Source organism: Acinetobacter sp. NEB149 (assembly GCF_012516415.1).
Taxonomy (GTDB): Bacteria; Pseudomonadota; Gammaproteobacteria; order Pseudomonadales; family Moraxellaceae; genus Acinetobacter; species Acinetobacter lwoffii_V.
The window spans coordinates 617212-637695 of sequence record NZ_CP051208.1 but is presented as its reverse complement, the minus strand read 5'-3'; the positions used below and the strand labels follow the sequence as shown (position 1 = coordinate 637695).

General features: G+C 44.4%; 20 protein-coding genes and 2 pseudogenes. 2 read left to right on the top strand and 20 right to left on the bottom strand.

The window, feature by feature from the left end:
* Positions 1 to 14: 14 nt before the first annotated feature.
* The 6 genes from panC to mazG all read right to left on the bottom strand — a co-directional run bounded on the left by panC (position 15) and on the right by mazG (position 5013).
* Entirely contained in the window at positions 15 to 863 is an 849-nt protein-coding gene (gene panC / locus HGD77_RS02980; RefSeq protein ID WP_004647479.1) for a pantoate--beta-alanine ligase, read from the bottom strand.
* 1 nt (position 864) lies between these two features.
* A complete protein-coding gene (gene panB / locus HGD77_RS02975; protein ID WP_004278337.1) occupies positions 865 to 1674 on the bottom strand; it encodes a 3-methyl-2-oxobutanoate hydroxymethyltransferase in 810 nt (269 codons plus the stop codon).
* Positions 1675 to 1727: 53 nt separating this feature from the next.
* Positions 1728 to 2213: a 2-amino-4-hydroxy-6-hydroxymethyldihydropteridine diphosphokinase gene (gene folK / locus HGD77_RS02970; protein ID WP_005103266.1), complete on the bottom strand. Its 486-nt coding sequence runs from the start codon at positions 2211 to 2213 to the stop codon at positions 1728 to 1730.
* Positions 2210 to 3682 (bottom strand): polynucleotide adenylyltransferase PcnB, encoded by a 1473-nt coding sequence (pcnB, locus tag HGD77_RS02965; protein ID WP_004647477.1) that lies wholly within the window; start codon positions 3680 to 3682, stop codon positions 2210 to 2212. The genes folK and pcnB overlap by 4 nt, the downstream gene beginning before the upstream one ends.
* A 136-nt stretch (positions 3683 to 3818) precedes the next feature.
* The gene (locus HGD77_RS02960; RefSeq protein ID WP_005103262.1) at positions 3819 to 4241 is read right to left on the bottom strand and encodes a ComEA family DNA-binding protein; all 423 of its coding nucleotides are present in this window, start codon (positions 4239 to 4241) and stop codon (positions 3819 to 3821) included.
* Entirely contained in the window at positions 4201 to 5013 is an 813-nt protein-coding gene (mazG, locus tag HGD77_RS02955; protein WP_005103258.1) for a nucleoside triphosphate pyrophosphohydrolase, read from the bottom strand. Before mazG ends, HGD77_RS02960 begins: the two co-directional genes overlap by 41 nt.
* A gap of 89 nt (positions 5014 to 5102) precedes the next feature.
* Between mazG and HGD77_RS02950 the strand changes: the two genes are divergently transcribed.
* On the top strand, positions 5103 to 5873 hold the full coding sequence (locus tag HGD77_RS02950) for an SDR family oxidoreductase (RefSeq protein WP_005250754.1): 771 nt from the start codon (positions 5103 to 5105) through the stop codon (positions 5871 to 5873).
* 23 nt (positions 5874 to 5896) lie between these two features.
* On the opposite strand, the gene HGD77_RS02945 is transcribed toward HGD77_RS02950, so the two are convergent.
* The 13 genes and pseudogenes from HGD77_RS02945 to HGD77_RS02885 form a co-directional block, all read right to left on the bottom strand.
* On the bottom strand, positions 5897 to 6541 hold the full coding sequence (locus HGD77_RS02945) for a 4'-phosphopantetheinyl transferase family protein (RefSeq protein WP_005103255.1): 645 nt from the start codon (positions 6539 to 6541) through the stop codon (positions 5897 to 5899).
* A gap of 138 nt (positions 6542 to 6679) precedes the next feature.
* Positions 6680 to 8089 (bottom strand): ribosome biogenesis GTPase Der, encoded by a 1410-nt coding sequence (gene der, locus HGD77_RS02940; RefSeq protein ID WP_004278348.1) that lies wholly within the window; start codon positions 8087 to 8089, stop codon positions 6680 to 6682.
* A 168-nt stretch (positions 8090 to 8257) separates the two neighbouring features.
* Positions 8258 to 9406: an outer membrane protein assembly factor BamB gene (bamB, locus tag HGD77_RS02935; RefSeq protein ID WP_168730663.1), complete on the bottom strand. Its 1149-nt coding sequence runs from the start codon at positions 9404 to 9406 to the stop codon at positions 8258 to 8260.
* Complete coding sequence (locus tag HGD77_RS02930; protein ID WP_005103250.1) at positions 9403 to 10101, bottom strand: YfgM family protein; 699 nt, start codon at positions 10099 to 10101, stop codon at positions 9403 to 9405. Before HGD77_RS02930 ends, bamB begins: the two co-directional genes overlap by 4 nt.
* Positions 10102 to 10131: 30 nt before the next feature.
* Positions 10132 to 11427: a histidine--tRNA ligase gene (gene hisS, locus HGD77_RS02925; RefSeq protein ID WP_168730662.1), complete on the bottom strand. Its 1296-nt coding sequence runs from the start codon at positions 11425 to 11427 to the stop codon at positions 10132 to 10134.
* A gap of 3 nt (positions 11428 to 11430) precedes the next feature.
* On the bottom strand, positions 11431 to 12552 hold the full coding sequence (ispG, locus tag HGD77_RS02920) for a flavodoxin-dependent (E)-4-hydroxy-3-methylbut-2-enyl-diphosphate synthase (RefSeq protein WP_004278355.1): 1122 nt from the start codon (positions 12550 to 12552) through the stop codon (positions 11431 to 11433).
* A gap of 23 nt (positions 12553 to 12575) precedes the next feature.
* On the bottom strand, positions 12576 to 13367 hold the full coding sequence (locus tag HGD77_RS02915; RefSeq protein ID WP_004647463.1) for a helix-turn-helix domain-containing protein: 792 nt from the start codon (positions 13365 to 13367) through the stop codon (positions 12576 to 12578).
* Positions 13358 to 14157, bottom strand: a pseudogene (gene pilW, locus HGD77_RS02910) (type IV pilus biogenesis/stability protein PilW). Before pilW ends, HGD77_RS02915 begins: the two are co-directional and overlap by 10 nt.
* Before the next feature lie 14 nt (positions 14158 to 14171).
* Positions 14172 to 15406, bottom strand: a pseudogene (rlmN, locus tag HGD77_RS02905) (23S rRNA (adenine(2503)-C(2))-methyltransferase RlmN).
* Between the two features lie 122 nt (positions 15407 to 15528).
* Positions 15529 to 15960: a nucleoside-diphosphate kinase gene (gene ndk / locus HGD77_RS02900; RefSeq protein WP_004647460.1), complete on the bottom strand. Its 432-nt coding sequence runs from the start codon at positions 15958 to 15960 to the stop codon at positions 15529 to 15531.
* Positions 15961 to 16070: 110 nt separating this feature from the next.
* Positions 16071 to 16271 (bottom strand): Fe-S cluster assembly protein IscX, encoded by a 201-nt coding sequence (gene iscX, locus HGD77_RS02895; RefSeq protein ID WP_004278360.1) that lies wholly within the window; start codon positions 16269 to 16271, stop codon positions 16071 to 16073.
* A gap of 87 nt (positions 16272 to 16358) precedes the next feature.
* Complete coding sequence (locus tag HGD77_RS02890; RefSeq protein ID WP_168730661.1) at positions 16359 to 16910, bottom strand: phosphatase PAP2 family protein; 552 nt, start codon at positions 16908 to 16910, stop codon at positions 16359 to 16361.
* 20 nt (positions 16911 to 16930) lie between these two features.
* Positions 16931 to 18211: a glycosyltransferase family 4 protein gene (locus HGD77_RS02885; RefSeq protein WP_004733049.1), complete on the bottom strand. Its 1281-nt coding sequence runs from the start codon at positions 18209 to 18211 to the stop codon at positions 16931 to 16933.
* A 262-nt stretch (positions 18212 to 18473) separates the two neighbouring features.
* Here HGD77_RS02885 and HGD77_RS02880 point away from each other — a divergent pair, with 262 nt between their 5' ends.
* Positions 18474 to 19502: a transposase gene (locus tag HGD77_RS02880; protein ID WP_168730660.1), complete on the top strand. Its 1029-nt coding sequence runs from the start codon at positions 18474 to 18476 to the stop codon at positions 19500 to 19502.
* Between the two features lie 12 nt (positions 19503 to 19514).
* Here the strand turns inward: HGD77_RS02880 and HGD77_RS02875 are convergent, their stop codons facing one another.
* A complete protein-coding gene (locus tag HGD77_RS02875; RefSeq protein WP_228761474.1) occupies positions 19515 to 20483 on the bottom strand; it encodes an IS30 family transposase in 969 nt (322 codons plus the stop codon).
* Position 20484: the final 1 nt, after the last annotated feature.

Genomic DNA, 20484 nt, shown 5'->3' with positions numbered 1-20484 from the left:
GCTACCCTTTCATCTTAGCCGGCAGTGTATTTAACCTGCAGGTTATCGATCAGACGTGTATTCCCCAACTTTGCAGCTATAAATAACACAAGATCTTGATTAAACGTATGAATTTTTTGTAATTCTGGAGTTCTGGCTTCAATATAATCCACTACAAATCCAGCATCGGTTAAAGTCTGGCGAAGCTCCGCCAATACCGTATCCAGTTCCACGCCTGCCTGTAATTGCTGTTCAGCCTTTTGCAAGCTTTGATAAATGACCGGTGCGATTGCACGATGCTCTTCGCTTAAATAACCATTGCGCGAACTTAAAGCCAGGCCATCTTCTGCACGGGCAATCGGCACACCAATTACTTCCAGTGGAATATTCAGATCTTGTACAAACTGACGAATGACCGCCAATTGCTGATAATCTTTCTGGCCAAAGAAGGCGTAATTCGGCTGTACGATGTTAAACAATTTAGTCACCACCACCGCCACACCATCAAAATGACCGGGACGCTGTAAACCGCATAAATCATTGGTAATGTCAGAAACACTGATATTGGTCAGACGCGGTTTTTTACCATACATTTGCTCAACCGTCGGCGCAAAAACGATGTCACAACCGACCTCTGCCAAAAGCTGCTGGTCCTGCTCAAGCGTGCGCGGATAGCTATCAAAATCTTCATTGGGTCCAAACTGGATCGGATTGACAAAGATACTGACCACCACTACATCACACAACTTACGCGCTTCACGCACCAGGTTTAAATGCCCCTGATGCAGATTGCCCATGGTCGGTACAAAACCGATAATCTTGCGACTGGTACGCGCCGGATTTAAGGATGCCGCTAAGCCCTGAATAGTGGTTTCTGTTTTCATCTTACAATTCAACCTGAAAAGTTTGTTCTGGTGCCGGGAAAGATCCATCTAAAACTGCAGCATGGTAGGCTTTAAAAGCATCTAGAATGGCGGTCGCACCCGATTGTTCTTGCATAAAATTACGTACAAATTTTGCAGTGTGGCCAAAGGTCAGGCCCAACATATCCTGAACCACCAATACTTGTCCGTCAGTGGCTGCACCCGCGCCAATGCCAATCACCGGAATCTGCGGAAACAGTTCGGTGATTTCCTGGCCAAGCTGTGCCGGTACGCATTCGAGTAACAATAGTGCAGCACCCGCCTCTACTACTGCTTTACAGTCCGCAATGAGCTGATCGGCCGCTTCACGAGTACGAGCTTGCAGCTTATAACCGCCAAACACATGTACCGACTGCGGAGTAAGACCCAAATGCACACACACCGGAATGCCGTTACGTGTCAGCACTTGCACGGTTTCTGCCAACCATGCGCCGCCTTCCATCTTGACCATTTGCGCGCCGGCCTGCATCACGGTTTTCGAGCTTTGCAAGGCATCATTCAAGGTGGCATAGCTCATAAATGGCAAGTCAGTCATGATAAAGGCATGCTGGTTACCACGGCGTACCGCAGCCGTATGATAAGCCATATCTGCAACCGTAACCGGCAAAGTCGAATCACGACCCTGAATTGACATTCCCAGAGAATCGCCAATTAAAATGCTGTCCACTTCGGCAATTTCCATGGCTTTGGCCATACTGGCATCATAGCAAGTCAGACATGAAAATTTGCGTCCATCTGCTTTAAAGCGTCTTAAATCACTCAGACTGACCATGAAAATGTTCCTCTATGCTTGAAAGTTCTGTCGAAACTACCATCACTTAAAAATTAAATATTTGCCCAGTTGCTGTCATCGAGTACCGCAAGGGTCGACTGTTTGACGATGTCCAGGTCTTTTAATCTGTGTCCATGAACCTGTATTTCAGGATCAATATCCAGAAGTGGAATCAGGACAAAATCACGCTCTAACACCCCGACATGCGGCACGGTAAGACGATCATTTTGAATGTGCTCATTGCCGTAGATTAGTAAGTCCAGATCCAGTGTACGTTCGCCCCAATGACGTAAACGTACCCGACCTGCGTCCTGCTCAAAGGCTTGCAAACGATCCAGCAAGCTTAAAGCGGCCAGATCGGTATTTAACTGCACCACTGCATTCAGATAGTTCGGCTGATCCTGTGGTCCCATCGGTGGACTTTGATACAGATTCGAAGTTTTCACCTGCCCCAAGGTCGCCAGTTTCTGTACAGCTTCTGCCAGAATCTGGCGTGAATCACCCAGGTTACTGCCCAGGCCAATATACGTCACGATCATTGTGTTGGCCCAAATACCACCTGACTCAGATCACGTTTCACCCGCTTACGTTTCATAATCGGATGATCTAGGCCAATTTCACCACTGGCACTGGCTGCTACATGCGACAGAGGTTTCACCTTGTCTTCAAACTTGGCTTTGCGCACTCGACGATTGCGTGGTTCAGGTTCATTTACCAACGGTTCAATCTCGGTGAGATCTTGCTGCTGGGTCAATTTCTGTTCCAGATGTTCTTCTTGACTCGCCTTGCGACGGCTCTTGGCACGCTGACGGTTATACTGGCTAATGGCCCGTTCTTTCTCGTCACCGCTCATTTGCTGGTAAGCATCCCACCAGCTGCCCATGCCTTGTGCAGTTGCATCGCCTGATTTTTCACGCAGCAGCAAAAAGTCAAAGCCGGCACGGAAACGCGCATGGCTGGACAAGGCCTCGATTTGCTGTGGTTTTGGATTCAACAAACGAGTCTGCATTTCCCAGACTTCACGAATAAAGGTTTCCGCAAAACGTGGAATAATGGTACGAGTCGCCTGACGTTTTAACACGTCCAGACCAGCTTGGGCACGAGCTTCGGCGGCTACCACGCCTTTATTTAGATAGAATTCACAACGCTCGAGGAATGGCTGCCACAACAATACCGCATAGAAAAAGGCCGGGTTGATGGTCTTGCCGATAGAAATACGCTGATCGGTATTTTTCGCAGCGCGTTCCATAAATGGCGTAATTTCAGGCTTGATATCTGCAAATAACTGCTGCCAGATCCCAAAATCGATCAGCATTGGCAAGACACGATTCAGGTGTCCCATGGTAAACAGTTTCTGTGATTCATCATAAAGTCGATGTGGAGAAACATCACGCAGCAACTGGGTCATTTCCGGCGTAAAGACATCCAGAATCGCTTCATCAATATTAAAGTTCAGCTTGGCGGCAAAACGTAGGGTTCGCAGCATCCGCACTGGATCTTCTTCAAATCTTAAAGTCGGATCGCCGAGTAAGCGTAAGGTTTTGCTGTGAATATCATCCACTGCATTGCAGAAATCCAGCACAATACCTTTACGCGGCTGGTAGTACATTGCATTGATGGAGAAATCACGACGGGCAAAATCCTGCTCGATGCTGCCCCAGTTGTTATCACGCAGAATCATTCCCGCGGCCGAGGTCACTGCTTTTTTTGGTGGTGCACGAAAGGTTGCCACTTCAACCAGTTCCCGCCCTGAATAGACATGCGCCAGTTCGAAACGTCGTCCGATAATTCGACAACGTCGTCCGAAAACTTCCTTGACCTGAGCCGGGGTTGCATTGGTAACTGCATCGAAATCTTTAGGATTCAAACCTAACATCAGATCTCGAACACCACCACCCACGATATAAGCTTCATAGCCTGCCTTGTTTAAGGCATCAATCACATCGAGAATATAAGAAGGTAATTGAGCGGTTGATAAACCACATTTTGACGCGCGCAAAGTTTGCAAAAGACGCTGTCTCCTACGTCTGAACGTAAAATTCTAAGATGACGCTAATCATATCGCTTACACGCCTAAAGGGCAATTTGATTATGTCAATCCTGCGAGTCAAATCAATCAGCTAGTCATGATCCATGCTGTCGCCTTACAAGGCCAATTTGGCCTTGTTTTTGGCAAACAATGCCGGCCCAATGCCTTTGACCAGCTGGATCTCTTCAATGCTTTTGAATTTTCCGTTTTTTTGCCGATGTTCAATAATGGCTTCAGCCTTTTTTTGACCAATACCATTTAGCTGCTGTAATTGCTCCACAGTTGCATTATTCAAACTGATTTTATCAGCAGCAGAAGATGCCGATAATGCAGGCTTCGCCAGATAGTGATTGCTTTCTGATGAAGCCGTGGAGGCAGCTTTTTTCTTCAGGCGAGCGTCATGTTGCTGTTGCTGGGTCTTCCATTCCATATAATCGGTCGCAGTCGCATGCACAGTTCCGATAGAAATAAAGCCCAGCCAACAACTTAAAAGAAGACTAATCCACGTTGGACCGATTTGATAAGGTATTTTTTTCATGTGCTGCTCTTTGTTTTAATTCTAATTTAGCCTGTTCCCAGAGCTGATCAAGTTCAGCCAGTGACAGCTTTTCCAGGTCTAATTGTTGTCGTTCTGCCTGATCTTCCATTAAGGCAAAGCGGGTCCGGAATTTATGGATCGTCCCCAATAATGCCATCTCGCTGGAGATGCCAAGTTTACGACCAACATTCACCAGAGAAAATAAGCAGTCGCCAAATTCTTCCTGTATTTCATCGGAATTTTGTCCGGCTACCGCTTCTTTTAATTCAGCCAGTTCTTCTTCCAGCTTGGCATAAGCACCCGCCATGTCCGGAAAATCAAAACCAATTTTGGCGACATTTTTTTGAATTTCATCAGCCTGCGCCAAAGCCGGTGCATGTTTAATATCATCCAGACGTGAACGCGGCTTGCCCTGCTTTTCTTGCTGTTTGATTTCTTTCCATAGCTCAGACACATCTTCCGGACTCATTTTTGCAAATTGTTCAGCCTGAAATACATGCGGATGACGGCGAACCAGTTTATCGGTAATGGCCTGCACCACATCCTGAAAATCGAAAGCCCCCTGCTCGCTGTACATTTGCGACTGGAACACCACCTGTAGCAGCAAATCACCTAGCTCATCGCGGACATCGTCGACTTTTCCAGAGCGGACTGCTGCTTCGACTTCATAAGCTTCCTCAATCGCATATTTGGTCAGAGATTCGGGGGTCTGCTGCTGATCCCATGGACATTTTTCACGTAATTCACGCATGACCTTGAGTAGTTGTTCCATATTCAAAAACCTCTTTTTTACCAAATAGTCGCGTCAATCTGCCAGTTCCTTGTTATGCTCAAAAAAAAGACAATAAGGAGATCAGGCACATGCACAGTATATTGATTAGTGGTGCAGCACAAGGAATTGGTGCCGCGACGGCCACCCTATTTTACCAGCACGGCTACAAGGTGGGCATTTATGATGTTCAGGTGGAACAGGCAGAACAACTGGCCCAGCAACTGGGCGAACATGCCAAAGCCGGTTTTCTCGATGTAGCTGACTATGCTTCTTGGGAAACAGCTTTAGCCGAATTTTCAGCTTGGGCAGGTGAAATCAATATTCTGGTCAATAATGCCGGGATCCTATATTCAGGGCCTTTTGAAGATACTACTATTGATGCACATCACCGGACTCTGGATATTAATGTCAAAGGGGTCATGAACGGCTGTCATGCCGCTTTCCCTTATTTAAAAGAATCTTCATTTGCCCGCATCATTAATCTATCTTCCGCTTCGGCGATTTATGGCCAGGCCGATTTAAGCAGTTATTCCACCAGCAAGTTTGCAGTGCGTGGCCTGACTGAAAGTCTGGATATTGAGTGGCAACCCTATGGGATTCGAGTCTTGGATGTCATGCCGCTTTTCGTCAGTACGGCCATGGTCAAAGATATGCAGGCAGAAAGCATCAAAAAGATGGGCGTACATTTAAAAGCAGAAGATGTTGCACAAGATATTCTGAAACTGGCAGAACTCAAAGATTCTATCTGGCAAGCAACGCATCATCTGGTTGGTTTCAAAAGCCAGTTTTTATTTCATTTATCGCGAATGAGTCCGCAATTTGTGAATCGGCTGAGTAACCTGCTCATTTCCAGAAAATAAAAAATATTCGGATTGATTTTGTTTTAGACAGTGTGATGAATCTGGATCACTGGAAATCTCAACCCTTTGCAGGAATGCTCACTTTGCCAGGCCACGGTGAGCATACAGCCAGCAACAGAATAATTTTGATAAGCATAGACGCCAATCTCTGGATGTTCGCAGCGTCCGCCATTTTGTTCAGGATGGATATTGGTATTGAGTTCATTCAGGTTGATCCGGATTCCCAAGCCTGATGCCTTTAACACCGCTTCTTTGGTGGTCCAGACTTTAAACCAGTATTCAGGATCATAATCCAGCACTTGCCACTTTTTAAGTTCTTCGGGATGAAAGGCATGTTGTGCCAAAGCTTCAAAACGGACTTTACGATTCAGTTCTTCAATATCAATTCCTAAGTTCTGAACTTGCTTGCTCGTGGCCAAGGCGTAGAAATTTTGACTATGACTATGATTAAAACTGAAATCCGGATAGTCCTTTAAATAAGGCTTGCCAAAATTCGTCCGCACCACCTGCTGATCACTAACTGACAATTCAAAAGATTGAGATAAAAGCTGATTGCGCAAAAATGCCACTTCGCTTTTCCGTTCGGCAACCTGGGTTTTGCGGTCTGACAATTGATAACAAGTCAGATCAGAAAGTTGATGCAGATGAATTTGAATCAGCCGAGCCACATTAATCCATTAAAAAGATGTCAATTGATTTGAGTGTAAAAGAATTTACACTTTTATTGGGAGAGAAATTCATTATTTTCTCAAAACAAAAAGCCCGCTTTACGCAGGCTTTTTATCCGAAAAATTTAAACTATAAAATTAACGCTTAAATTTCTTCTCGGCTTTTTTGAACTTCTGTACATAACGACGTTTACGTGCAGCTGCACGCTCATCCACTTGAGACTTACGGCCTTCAAACGGGTTTTCAGAAGTTTTAAACTCGATTTTAATCGGTGTACCTTCAAGCTTGTACACTTTACGGAACACATTTTCCAGGTAACGACGATAATCCGCAGGGGTTTTATCCACTTTGTTTCCGTGAATAACGATCGTTGGCGGATTTTGTCCACCCATATGCGCATAACGCATTTTAATACGACGACCCTGAACCATCGGCGGTTGGTGGGCATCTGTCGCATCATTTAAAATCTGGGTGATTTTTGCTGGTGATACTTTCAAACGAGATGAATCATAAGCACGGTGAATCGATGGATAAAGATCGCCCACGCCCGTTCCATGCAATGCAGAAATCAAATGCACTTTGGCCCATGGAATAAAATCGAAGCGACGCTCTACATCAAGCTTACATTGCTTACGATCATATTCAGTCATGTTATCCCATTTATTGACTGCAATAACCATGGCACGACCCGCTTCAAGTGCATAGCCAATCAAATGCAAATCCTGCTCAACAATACCATCACGCGCATCAACCACAACAACAATGACATTAGCATCTTTCATTGCCTGTAAAGTTTTAACAATCGAGAATTTCTCAATCATTTCATCAACTTTACCTTTACGGCGCACCCCGGCAGTATCAATCAGGGTGTATTGACGGCCATCACGCTCGAATGGAATATAAATCGAGTCACGTGTTGTACCCGGCTGGTCAAATGCCACCACACGCTCTTCACCGAGCAAGCGGTTCACCAGCGTTGATTTACCTACGTTCGGACGACCAATAATCGCTAAACGCAGACCCGTATTTTTGTCATGCTCTTCCGGATTTTCATCTTCCGGTACATCAGCAAGTACGTCTTCCAACATCTGCTGAACACCACGACCATGGCTGGCTGCCACTTGTAGCGGCTCGCCCATACCCAGTTTGTAGAATTCAACCAGGGCAGCTTCAGCATGTACGCCATCAACCTTGTTGGCCACCAGAAAGACTTTTTTGCCTAAAGTACGTAATTCACGTGCAATCTGTTCATCGGAAGCCAGTAGTCCGGCACGCGCATCAACCACAAAAATAATAATGTCGGCTTCATGAATGGCAGTCTTGGATTGCTCTGCCATGTAGGAGTCAATCCCACCTTCATTTTCGCCAATACCGCCAGTATCGACCACAATGAAAGATTTATTTTGATAGGTAGCATCGCCATATTTACGGTCGCGTGTCAGACCGGCAAAGTCTGCCACCAATGCGTCACGGCTCTTGGTAATCTGGTTGAACAGCGTTGATTTTCCGACGTTCGGACGACCAATGAGCGCAATTACGGGTTTCATAGAGTAACCTTTATTCAATATCAGGCGTCAAAGTGGCCTGAACATCAGAAAGTATAGGAAGATATAAGGGGGAAATACCCTAAATAAAAACACGGGGCATTGATTTTTCAATCACCCCGCGTTCACAAAAATACGGTTGTGGCTAGTTTAGCATAAGGCTCGTTAAAATTAACGGTTCTGCCAAATGCTTAATGCGCCCTTGCGTGTGGAAACATACAGCTGGTTGTCGATGACGCGTAAGCTACGTACTTCCCCAGAGGTTTTCGAACGACCAGTAATCTGTCCGGTACGCGGATCAATCAGGTGCAAGACACCATCCAGATCGCCGACTACAAGATCAGTACCCAGCATCACCGGATTACTTAACTTGCGATTCAGCAACTGGTCATTTTCCCAAAGCGGTTGACCCGAGGTAATTTCAAAGGCTTTGATTTTGCCATCGGTTTGCGCCACAAATACACCATTGCCCACAACTTCTGGACGCTGGATACTGCTGGCATCTTCACTCCAGACCACCTGTTGTGAAGCTAAATCCAGCACAGTCACCTGACCTTGATAACTGGTGGTCACCACAAACTGGCCTGCAACGACCGGTTCCCCGTCAATATCAACCAGACGCTGGATATCAGAACGCCCATCCGACACTGCGACACGACGCTGTAATTTTGGCACACCACTTAAGGCATCCAGTGCATAGATATAAGCATTGGAAGATGCAATCAGTACATTACGCGCATCTAATGCAACCGGTGCAGCCATACCACGCAGGCTGAATTGTACATTAGGTAAGTCATAAGTCCAAACTTGCGCACCCGTCGCAATTTCATGCGCATATACGGTGCCGTCATTGCTGACACTAATGACCCGCCCTGCATGAATCAGTGAAGGCGCCAGTAAAGCACCCGTCAATTGCGCAGTCCATTTCTGCTCGCCGGTTTGTTGATCTAGCGCAAACAGCTGACCTTTCTGGTTGCCGACGACAACAAGACCTTCGGCAGCTTCAACGCCAGAACTTAAATTGTCTTTGCTGACTTTCTTCTGCCACAGACGCTGTTTGCCTTTAAATGCAGACACTTCGCCTTTCGGGTCAATCGCAAAGACCACGCCATTGTCTGCATCCAGACGTAAACGCAACGGATCAGCAGCATCTGTTGACGCCACACTGGTGGAAAATACAGGGACCAGGGTTTTGGCTTGGGTCAGTTTTGGAAGTGGATTCGGTTTTACTTCTGGAACTTTAGTGGTTTTACCTGCACAGCCAGCCAGTGCAAGCGTTAAAACAGTCAAGGCACAGGTAATTTTGTATTTTCTATTCATGCAGCTTCTTCCGCTTGTGTTTCTATAATTGGGCGTTCGATTTCTGGATCATCGACTAACACGCCTACGCTTTCGAGCTTAATTTGTAAAATCTGACGTTCTTCTTTACGTTCAATCAAAGCATCCCATGCACTTTGATATACTTTTTTCGCATTTTCAATATCATTTTTGGCAACATAGATATCGCCACGTGCTTCATCGGCAGTTGCTTTAAATGCAGGTTCAGTCACTGCTTCTAAAGTTTTCAATGCAGCATCATATTTTTTCTGTGCCAGTTGCGCATAGGCCAGACGAAGTTTAACCACCTGAACCAGGCCTTTATCATCTACTTTCGAGTTTTCAACTTTCTGTAGTGCTTTCTCGGCCGCAGCATAATCTTCTTTGTCATAAGCCAGTTTCGCCATGACTAACTGGGTTTGAATCGCCTGAGCTGAGTCAGGCGCTTCCTTGACAATTTTGTCCGCAGTTTCAGACAGCTTGGCAAAACCATCACCTTTCGATGCCTGTGCATCATCCATCAACTGCTGAACCTTGGCAGTGTGCATTTGCGACTCTGCCAGGTTTTTCTTCTGCCAATATTCCCATCCAAAAAAGGCAATCAGCGCAATTAAAATCCCGGTAATCATCGAAGAACCATATTTCTTCGTAAAGGATTTTAAGCTTTCAAACTGTTCATCACCACTCATTGCGCTCATGAGATTACCCTTTTCCTAATGTTTTATCGATTATTTTGAAGAAATTTTAGTACTAAAAAATGCAACGAAGTCCGTAAATGGTACATTCGATTGCTCTGCGGTTGCCAGCTCTTTCACAGTAAACGCCTGAGCTTCCAGTTCACGTTCACCCAAAATCGCCGCATACAAAGCACCGGCTTGATCAGCCTTTTTCATTTGCGATTTCATTGAACCCTGTGAGCCTACTTTCAAACGAACCTGACTGCCTGCTGCTTCAAGCTGATCACGGATCTGCTCCACAATGACCAAAGCTTTACCTTGAGAAGCCGGTTCAGCCACCAGGAATACTTCACAATCACGTGCCCGGGTATTGTCTTCAACCTGCTCAAGCAAAAGCAATAAACGCTCGATCCCCATGGCAAAACCAACTGCAGGAACAGACTGATCTGCCTTTCCTTTAAGCTGCCCCACCAGGCCGTCATAACGGCCACCGGCACAGACTGTTCCTTGTGAACCCAAATGGGTTGTGGTCCATTCAAAAACAGTTTTGTTGTAATAGTCCAGACCGCGTACCAGTTTTTGATTGATCACGAAGCTCACGCCTGCATCAGTCAAATACTGCTGTAACTGGGCAAAATGCGCCAGAGTTTCTTCACCCATAAAGTCATGCAGTTTCGGTGCATTTTCCAAGATGCTTTGTGTTTTGGCATCTTTAGAATCCAGAATACGCAATGGATTCGTGGTCAGACGGCGCTGAGAATCTTCATCCAGATCCGCTTTATGCGACTCCAGGAATTCAACCAGTGCCGCACGATATGCTGCACGCTCATCCGACTCACCGAGTGTATTTAACTCAAGCTGAACCTTGTCTGCTACACCCATACGTTTCCACAGACGCGCCGTCATCAAAATCAGTTCTGCGTCCATGTCCGGAGTCGCAACACCAAAAGTTTCCACACCAAACTGGTGGAACTGACGGTAGCGGCCTTTTTGCGGTTTTTCATAACGGAACATTGGGCCGATATACCAGACGCGAGGCGTCGCACCGCGCAGCAGGTTATGCTCCAGCATGGCACGTACGCAACCCGCCGTCCCTTCAGGACGCAAAGTCAACGACTCAGGTGGATTGCCTTTGTCGAGGAAAGTATACATCTCTTTTTCAACGATATCGGTTGCATCACCGATCGAACGTTTAAACAAATTAGTCTGTTCTACGATAGGCAAACGGATTTGTTGATAGCCATAGGCATCCATCAAACCGGATAGATGCTGTTCAAGACGTCTCCAAGCTGAGGTTTGCGTTGGGAGAATGTCATTAAAACCTTTGATTGCGACGATTGAACTCATGATCTACTCAGGAAAACTTGTACGAATAATTTCTTTAGATTTAGCTTCTTCAAGCTCGGTAACACGTTGACGAACCATGGTTTCGATTTCATCAACCAATTGATTTGTGTCAATTAAATGGCTCTTTTCACCATTACGGTACACCAGTGAACGTGGTGCTGCACCTACGACACCAATATCCGCTTCTTTAGCTTCGCCCGGCCCATTCACTTTACAGCCAATGACCGAGACATCCATTGGGGTACGAATATCTTCTAAACGCTCTTCAAGTTGCTGCATCACGGAAATCACATTAAATTCCTGACGTGAACAGCTTGGGCAGGCAATGAAGTTAATCCCGTTGGAGCGCAGACCCAGCGATTTCAGAATATCAAAACCAATTTTAATTTCTTCTTCAGGCTCGGCAGCTAAGGAAATACGCATGGTATCCCCGATGCCTTCCATCAGCAGGCCACCCAAAGCGATCGCAGATTTAACCGAACCGGTACGGTAAATACCCGCTTCCGTTACACCTAAATGTAGCGGATTATCAATTTGCTGTGACAACAAACGATACGCATCCATGGTCAGGAACACATTCGAGGCTTTGACTGAAATTTTGAATTCCTGGAAATCCAGACGATCTAAAATATCGATATGGCGCATCGCAGATTCAAGCAATGCCTGACCAGTCGGCTCGCCATATTTCTTTTGAATATCTTTTTCCAGTGAGCCGGCATTGACACCGATCCGCATGGAAATGTCGTTATGACGTGCTGCGGCCACCACTTCACGGATTTTCGCTTCCGAACCGATGTTGCCCGGGTTAATCCGCAGGCAGTCTGCACCCAAATCGGCAACTGCCAAAGCAATTTTATAATCGAAGTGAATATCCGCCACCAAAGGTACATTGACCTGCTTGCGAATTTCACCAAATGCCGCCGCCGCTTCCATGGTAGGCACAGAAACCCGCATGATGTCCGCGCCTGCATCTACACAGCGCTGGATTTGTGCAACCGTAGCTGCCACATCACAGGTTTCAGTATTGGTCATGGACTGGATACTGATTGGTGCATCACCACCCACATAAACTGAACCCACACGAATTTTACGTGTTGGACGACGTTTAATTGGATTTACGATCATCGTTCTGCTCTACTCTTGATCTGTTAAGGTGATAAACGGAATTCTGCTTTTCCGTTCACAGTGTAGGGTGACAATGAAATATTTTCATTATTCAAACTGAGTGATACAGCCGATGCATCATCCAGACGAATCTGGAATGGCGCTTCACCATTCAGTTGCAAGCTCGATGCCTGACGGCCAGTTGCCAGAACATTACCCGCCGAGTCGACAATATGCACCGAAGTCGGACGGTTAAAATCAAGCTTCAGCTGATCACCGGAAAGTGCGGCACCTGTATCCAGATTCAGAATCTCGACATTAGAAGCGCCTACTCCAGAGACTTCACTGCTATTTTGGGAATTACTACTCGACCAGTTCTGAATCATGGCAAACAGTGCGCCCAAAATCAGCAAAAGTACCAGCGTAATAAAAATGCGCTTTAACCACTTACGATTACGGTCACGCTTGGAACCTGGTAATTTCCCCATAATTTTAATTGGAGAATTGTTCAGGGCATGATTCGGCAGCAACCCGGTATCATTGGTATAGATTTCATCAAAACGCTGAATAATACTAGACGCATCTACACCCAGAAATTTGGCATAAGTCCGGTAATAACCTTTGATAAAGGTCGCTTCTGGCAAAGATTTGTATTCATCCTGCTCAAGAGCAGTCAGGGTTTTGACCGGAATATTCAGCTCTTTCGCTACATCTTCCAGATTACGTTGCTGATTGATACGAATCTGGCGCAAGTACTCGCCCGGACGTTGAATATTTCCTAACGCATTTGGAGCTACGCTCGAATGATTCGATGGTGAATTAGGATTTACTTCCATACGGCCTCAGTACTGTACTGTAATTGCAAATAACGTTGGTATTCCTGGCTTTCAGGAAAGAGTGCACGTAACTGGTTGACCAATACCTGCATACCCAACTGATCACCTCCGGCACGCGCAGTGCGAATGCCAATCCAGAGTGCACGGGCACCCTGATTTTTCTGCCCCACACCACGCACAAACTGTTGATACATTTGTGTCGCTGCCGGGAACTGCTGGTTCAAATAAAATATTTCTGCCAACTCTAACATTGAAATATAGGAATCGCGATTGGCTTGTAGCGCCTGTTTGAATGATTTTCAGCATTTGCTGTATCACCCAGTTTCAGGTAAATCCGCCCCATATTTTCCAGTGCGCGGAATCGCTGATCATAACCCAACGTGGCACCAGCAATTTGAAACTGCTCGATCGCATCATTATAGCGTTCAAGCTGATATAAATAAGTGCCGTAATTATTTCGCGCCTGCGCATTTTTCGGATCTGCCGAAATCGCACGCTTGAAATAATGATCTGCTTTTTCGAGATTAAGCTTACTACCTTCCTGTTGCAGTAGCACGCCCATCATCATATTCGCTTGAGAATCACGCGGACTGCTTTCAAGTGCCTGATCCAGCGCACGTTTAGCTGCATCCAGGTCACCTGTTCTCAGATATTCTACCGCCAATTGGGTACGGACTTTGGTGGCCTTTTCAGGGTCTTTCTGACCCAGATCTGGCGTCTGACACGCGACTAAAACCAAAGACACACATACTGTTGAAATCAAAGCAAACTTTGATGTTAGATTTCTCAACTGGCGACCTCTTATTATCCTTGTGAGCGCATGATCTCATTCGATTGCGCAATTTTCTTTTCCACTGTTCCGCACGACGGGTACGGTCAGCAACTTGTCCGACTAACTGTCCGCACGCGGCATCAATGTCATCACCGCGTGTCTGACGAATCGTACACACAAAACCGGCATCAGACAAAGTTTTTTGGAAAGAAATAATCCGGTTGCGGCTTGAGCGGCCATATGGCGCATGCGGGAACGGATTAAAAGGAATCAAATTAATCTTGCTTGGCAAATTCTTCAACAGCTTAATCATTTGCTGAGCATGTTCAGGATGGTCATTCACGCCATCTAACATCACATATTCAATCGTCACATGTTTACGTGAACTTTCATTCCCATCTTTGGCAATATAACGCTGACATGCAGCAATCAGCTGCTCAAGCGGATATTTTTTATTGATCGGCACCAGCTCGTTACGCAGCTCGTCATTGGGCGCATGCAATGAAATAGCCAGCGCCACATCAATATCTTTGACCATCTGATCGATTTTCGGCACCACACCAGAAGTCGATAAAGTCACACGACGTTTTGACATGCCGTATGCAAAGTCATCCAGCATAATGCGCATTGAATTCAATACTGCATCGTAGTTGAGTAATGGCTCGCCCATGCCCATCATCACCACGTTCGTGACTGAACGTTCACGCTCAAGTACAGGCACATCTTCCATATAGGAATAGTTCGCCATCCAGAGCTGACCGATAATTTCTGCCTGGGTCAAATCGCGCTGAAAACCCTGTTTACCGGTCGAACAGAATGAACAGTCCAGTGCACAGCCCACTTGTGAAGAAATACACAAAGTGCGACGTAAACCACTGCGATGTTCAGCAGGAATCAATACGGTTTCGACGAGGGAACCGTCACCGTCGCCAACACGGAATACCCATTTACGGGTTCCATCTTTGGAATAGTTTTTATGCACCACTTCAGGCGCTTTAATTTCACAAATCTTTTCTAATTTTTCACGCAGTTTTCCTGAAATATTGGTCATTTCAGCAAAATCAGTCACAAAAAATTGGTGAATCCATTTCATCACCTGCCCGGCACGAAACTTCTTCTCACCCATGTCCTCAAAGAATTTTTCCATTTGCGGACGTGACATGCCAAGTAAATTCACTTTCTCGACAGTATTTGCCTGTGCTGGAGCGGATGGAGTGTGTTGCTGTGGCTCAGAAACTGCTGATACAGCGACTGCTTCAGTACTCATGTGTATTACCTAAACCATGTCTAAAGATGAAAGGAGAAGCTCAATATGTGAGCAAAGAATTATTCAGAGAATAAAAAAACCAGATAAGTATAATAACACTTATCTGGCTTGAATACTGCGAATTAACGAGTACGTGGAGCAATCTCAGTTTGAGCGAAGAAGTAGTTAACTTCACGATCAGCAGATGCTACAGAGTCAGAACCGTGAGCAGCGTTTTCATCGATGCTTACAGCGAAATCTGCACGGATAGTACCAGGAGCAGCTTCTTTAGGATTCGTCGCACCAAGGATGTCACGGTGAGCAAGAACAGCGTTTTCGCCTTCAAGAACTGAAACAACAACTGGACCAGAAGTCATAAATGCAACTAGGTCAGCAAAGAAACCACGTTCTTTGTGCTCAGCATAGAAGCCTTCAGCTTCAGCTTGAGTCAAATGTTTCATTTTAGTTGCAACAATTTGAAGACCAGCTTTCTCGAAACGAGCAAAGATGTCGCCGATGTGGTTTTTAGCAACTGCGTCTGGTTTAACGATAGATAAAGTACGTTCGATAGCCATGATAGGCTCCTTAAGTCAATTGTTGACATGAAAATTTGGCGCATTATACCGAGATAATGCGCATTTTTCTGCTTTTCATCTGTAAAAAAATGCTTTTTTAAGATGAGGGCTTAGCGTGCCTCATCAATCCATGCCATTTGAATCGCTTCAAGCAGACCTTCAGTCGACTTGGTTGGATCATCTTCAAATTCAGGCAAAGCACATACCCAGGCATGTAAATCAGTAAAACGAATCCACTGCGGGTCCACATCTGGATGCGCTTCGTAGAGTTCAATCGCGATATCGAGAGTGTCAGTCCAACGTAAACCCATCTCTATTTCTCACCATAATTGCTTTGATGCTGTACTTTAACAAATCTGTGAAAATCTGCGAGCCTTTGCTCCGGCTTTCACTTATTTTTACAGCACAATATTCAGATAAGGTGCGGTCAGGACAATAGCAATTGCCATCATGCCACCCAGAATTGCGCCAACTGCCACATCACTTGGATAATGCAATCCCAACACCATTCGGGACACTGCGACCAGAATCGTAAAAGGCAGCATCAGCATCAGTAATAAAGGTGCGACATAACCTAAAACGGTGGTTGCCATCACGGCATGCAAGGTATGCCCCGAGGGAAAACTGAAATGATCCAGTGGATGCTCACCCAGACGGATCACCTGATGCACCTGATAAGGACGTGGCCGTACGGTTTTGATTTTAAGCACCTTGTAAATCATAGTACCTATGGTACTTCCCAAAATCAGATAAACAATCTGCACGGTATAGATCAAGCCTTGCATGATCCAAACCAGTATCAGCATGAAATACCAAAATGCACCATTTCCTAAGCGGCTAATCATTTTAAAAAAAGTGGCAATACGGACTGAATGCGAAAAATGATTCAGATAAACACAGCCTTTCAAATCGATTTCTAAAAATTTAATTTTTACATTCTGGAGTTTCACACTGTTGCTCCTTTCTTGTTTTATATCCTGTATTCCTGATGCTGTACCAGTGAATACAGTGCCTGTTCAAATTGCCGGACCGGATATTGCCAGCCTACTTTTTCGGCTTTTTTACGTGCTTGCGCGCCCATCTGCTGTAATCTTTGCAGATCAGGCAGTCCGAGCATCTGCTGAATCAAACCCCGCTGATGTCCAAGTCTACTCAACCATCCCGTTTCACCATGCTGCACATGCAAGTTTGCACAAGCATAATCATAAGCAATCACTGGCAAGCCACTGGCCATCGCTTCCAATACCACATTTCCAAAGGTTTCAACCTGACTGGCAAAACAGAAGACATCTGCACTGGCATACGCCGCTGACAGTTTTTCTCCTGTCAAGCTACCGGTAAAAACAATACTGCCATCCTGATTCAGTTGTTGCAGTCGAGTGCGATCCGGCCCATCTCCAACCACCACCAAACGTATATCTTGCTGACGAACTTGGCGCAGCACAAAATAGGTTTTGATCAGCACGTCAATTTCCTTTTCAGGAGAAAGCCGTCCGACATACAACATCACCCGGGTCTCGTTTGAAACTCCCCAAGCATAGCGCAAATCTGGTGATCGCCACTTTGGTGAAAATGTATCTGGATCGACGCCTCTGCCCACAACTGCCAAGGGACAAGTCACACCAAACTGATTTAAGGCTTGAGCCGTGCCTCGACTCGGAACACAGGTCAAATCAGTATTATTATGAAACCACTTTAAATAGCCTTGAATTGGCTTCAGTAAAAAAGCCAAATCAAAAAACCGACTAAATTCCTGAAATGATGAGTGGAAACCGCTAGAGACTGGAATTTTATGGAATTTTGCAAGCTGTTGAGCTACCAGACCCAAAGGGCCTTCGGTCACAATGTGAATAATATCAGGTGTAAAAATTTCAACAGCTTGATGGATTTTTAGAAATTGCGGTCTACCAAACTGCAAATTGCTATATTTAGGAAGGCAATGCGCTTTAACCAGACATTCACTATGTGGTTTAAAATCGTTACAGGCTTGTCGTTGTTCTGGACGTATTAATAAAATCTTATGTCCCTGTTTTTGCAATCCTTTACAAAGTTGCAATAAAGCATGGGCAACACCATTGATTTCAGGAGGCCAGGTTTCGGTAACGATGGCAATTTTTAAACGGGACCGTGTCAGATCTTCTAGGACTATTTTGTCATGAATGGCCTGTTTACGTTGTTCTTTTAAATCAAACTGGATTTTGTGAATAACAGGTCTTTGCTCTAATAATTCTGAGATGGAAATTTGTTGCATCTCGCACCTATTCGCTTATATTTTTCACCCAGTATAGAAAGATCTCATGACTATTTGATGAATCATGAAGCTTAAATACAACTCCACAACAATGCTTACCACTTCTCCATTCGACTTAAAAGTAAGTGAATATCTGCTTGTTTAACAGATATTCACTTACTACACACTCCCCTTCAATACTTTCAAATATTTTCAATTATTTATTATAGGACTTACGCATTGACGGATTCAAAAAAGTATTAAAATACTTTATAAAGTATCTGTGATCAGACGAATTAAACATGCTTCTACAGCAACTTGTACATTACCCATTTATATGGGCTTTCTCATGACAGAACCGAACTCTATTAGCTGCACACAACTTGCCGAGACTTATAATATCTCGCATGATAGTGTAAATCGCTTTTTGGAGCGTGAAGACTACACAGCTCACGATCTATATCAAGAAGCAATTCAACACATTGATAATAATAAACTTATAGTCAGTATTGATGATACTGTTTTAGATAAGCCATATAGTCAACATATGGACTTAGTTAGCTATTTTTGGTCAGGTAAACACCACCGATCCGTCAAGGGTATTAATCTCATTACCTTGTATGCGACAGATCAACATGGCAAAAATATTCCAATTAATTTTCGAATTTATGATAAGTCAGAAAGTAAAACCAAGAATGATTACTTTATGGAGATGTTAAGTGAAGTACTCGATTGGGGTGCAAAGATTCAATTCATTACAGGTGATAGTTGGTATTCATCGACTGAAAATCTAAAAACCATAAGAAAACATGGTATTCGATTTATGTTTGGTGTCGACAGTAACCGTAAGGTTTCCCCTGAAAAAGGACAATGGTTTCAACTCCGTTTATTGCCGAATTTTCATCAGGGTCAAGTGGTCTGGCTCAAAGATGTTGGCTTTGTACAATTATTTAAGACTCAGTTAAAAGAACAGCAGAGATTTTATATTGTGCATCAAGATGAAGATGATTTATTGTCCTTTGATGGTTTTTATGAATTACATTCAAGTCATTGGAAAATAGAACAATATCACCGGGTGATTAAACAGGTTTGTCATATTGAAAAGTTTCAAGTAAGACGATCTAAACTGATTTTGAATCATATTTTTTCAGCCTTGATGGCCTACGTTGAGATACAAAAGAACCAGTTTGAGCGGATCTTTGAAAATGTATATCGTTGGCAGAAGAAATTATTTAGACCAGTTATCAAAAACTTCATTGATGACTTTATTCTCGATAAAAATCATCTGCTACCACAGAGAATCTATAAATAATAGTGGGCGAATTCAAACATGAGGTGCGACAGTTTCAAAAGCCTTATGATAATCAACAAGCTGAGCAAACTTCTCTAATGGTGTAAGCCAATCTAACGCTTTTCTAGGACGAGTATTCAGTGACATGGCAACTTGATTTAAATAATGCTGATCTGCCTGATTTAAATCAATCCCTTTAGGTAAATATTGCCTAATTAAACCATTCATATTTTCGCATGTGCCTTTTTGCCATGGTGAATGTGGGTCACAGAAATATACATCTATGCCTAAATCTTCTTCGAGTATTTTATGTTCTGACATCTCACGTCCACGGTCATAGGTCAACGTTTTACGCAGTTCTGCAGGTAAATATTTCAGAGCTTCAGTTAAAGCCTTGCGCACTGATTCTGCCTTTGCATCAGGTAATGTTGCCAAGATACAGAGCCGTGTATTTCGTTCAATAAGTGTTGCTATCGAACTTTTATTGTCTTTACCTTTAATTAAATCGGCCTCCCAATGACCCGGTATTTTTCTTTCTTGAACTTCAGCTGGGCGCTCATGAATAGTTTTAATATCCTGTAATATAGAATCTTTTTTAGGTTCACCGTTAGCTTTTCGCTTTTTATTTTCATGACGCAGACAGGATAATAAGTCCTTTTTCAACTCACCCTTTGGTAATGCTCGTATAGTTGAGTAAATCGTTGTATGGCTTACATTCATTGTTTGATCCAAATCAGGAAATGTCTTTAAACGCTTTGCTATTTGCTGAGGAGACCATAAACAACGGATCGCTTCAACAATAAATCTCCAGAGGATTGAGTCGATTTTGAGTTTTCTGTGACCACGTCTACGTCTAGCGAAGGTGTTATCAGAAGCATATCGAGCTTGATAAACGTCATTGATGCTATTTCTTTTAAGTTCACGATAGATCGTACTAGGATGTCTTTTAATAAGTTCAGCAAATTTTCTGGGTGAAAAGCCTTCTTTTCTTGACTCAAGCATT

Bases quoted from the DNA above. Each gene is read 5' to 3' on its own strand.
- panC (WP_004647479.1), bottom strand. From the start codon at position 863: ATGAAAACAGAAACCACTATTCAGGGCTTAGCGGCATCCTTAAATCCG.
- panB (WP_004278337.1), bottom strand. From the start codon at position 1,674: ATGGTCAGTCTGAGTGATTTAAGACGCTTTAAAGCAGATGGACGCAAA.
- folK (WP_005103266.1), bottom strand. From the start codon at position 2,213: ATGATCGTGACGTATATTGGCCTGGGCAGTAACCTGGGTGATTCACGC.
- HGD77_RS02960 (WP_005103262.1), bottom strand. From the start codon at position 4,241: ATGAAAAAAATACCTTATCAAATCGGTCCAACGTGGATTAGTCTTCTT.
- mazG (WP_005103258.1), bottom strand. From the start codon at position 5,013: ATGGAACAACTACTCAAGGTCATGCGTGAATTACGTGAAAAATGTCCA.
- HGD77_RS02950 (WP_005250754.1), top strand. From the start codon at position 5,103: ATGCACAGTATATTGATTAGTGGTGCAGCACAAGGAATTGGTGCCGCG.
- der (WP_004278348.1), bottom strand. From the start codon at position 8,089: ATGAAACCCGTAATTGCGCTCATTGGTCGTCCGAACGTCGGAAAATCA.
- bamB (WP_168730663.1), bottom strand. From the start codon at position 9,406: ATGAATAGAAAATACAAAATTACCTGTGCCTTGACTGTTTTAACGCTT.
- HGD77_RS02930 (WP_005103250.1), bottom strand. From the start codon at position 10,101: ATGAGCGCAATGAGTGGTGATGAACAGTTTGAAAGCTTAAAATCCTTT.
- hisS (WP_168730662.1), bottom strand. From the start codon at position 11,427: ATGAGTTCAATCGTCGCAATCAAAGGTTTTAATGACATTCTCCCAACG.
- ispG (WP_004278355.1), bottom strand. From the start codon at position 12,552: ATGATCGTAAATCCAATTAAACGTCGTCCAACACGTAAAATTCGTGTG.
- HGD77_RS02915 (WP_004647463.1), bottom strand. From the start codon at position 13,367: ATGGAAGTAAATCCTAATTCACCATCGAATCATTCGAGCGTAGCTCCA.
- ndk (WP_004647460.1), bottom strand. From the start codon at position 15,960: ATGGCTATCGAACGTACTTTATCTATCGTTAAACCAGACGCAGTTGCT.
- iscX (WP_004278360.1), bottom strand. From the start codon at position 16,271: ATGGGTTTACGTTGGACTGACACTCTCGATATCGCGATTGAACTCTAC.
- HGD77_RS02885 (WP_004733049.1), bottom strand. From the start codon at position 18,211: ATGCAACAAATTTCCATCTCAGAATTATTAGAGCAAAGACCTGTTATT.
- HGD77_RS02875 (WP_228761474.1), bottom strand. From the start codon at position 20,483: ATGCTTGAGTCAAGAAAAGAAGGCTTTTCACCCAGAAAATTTGCTGAA.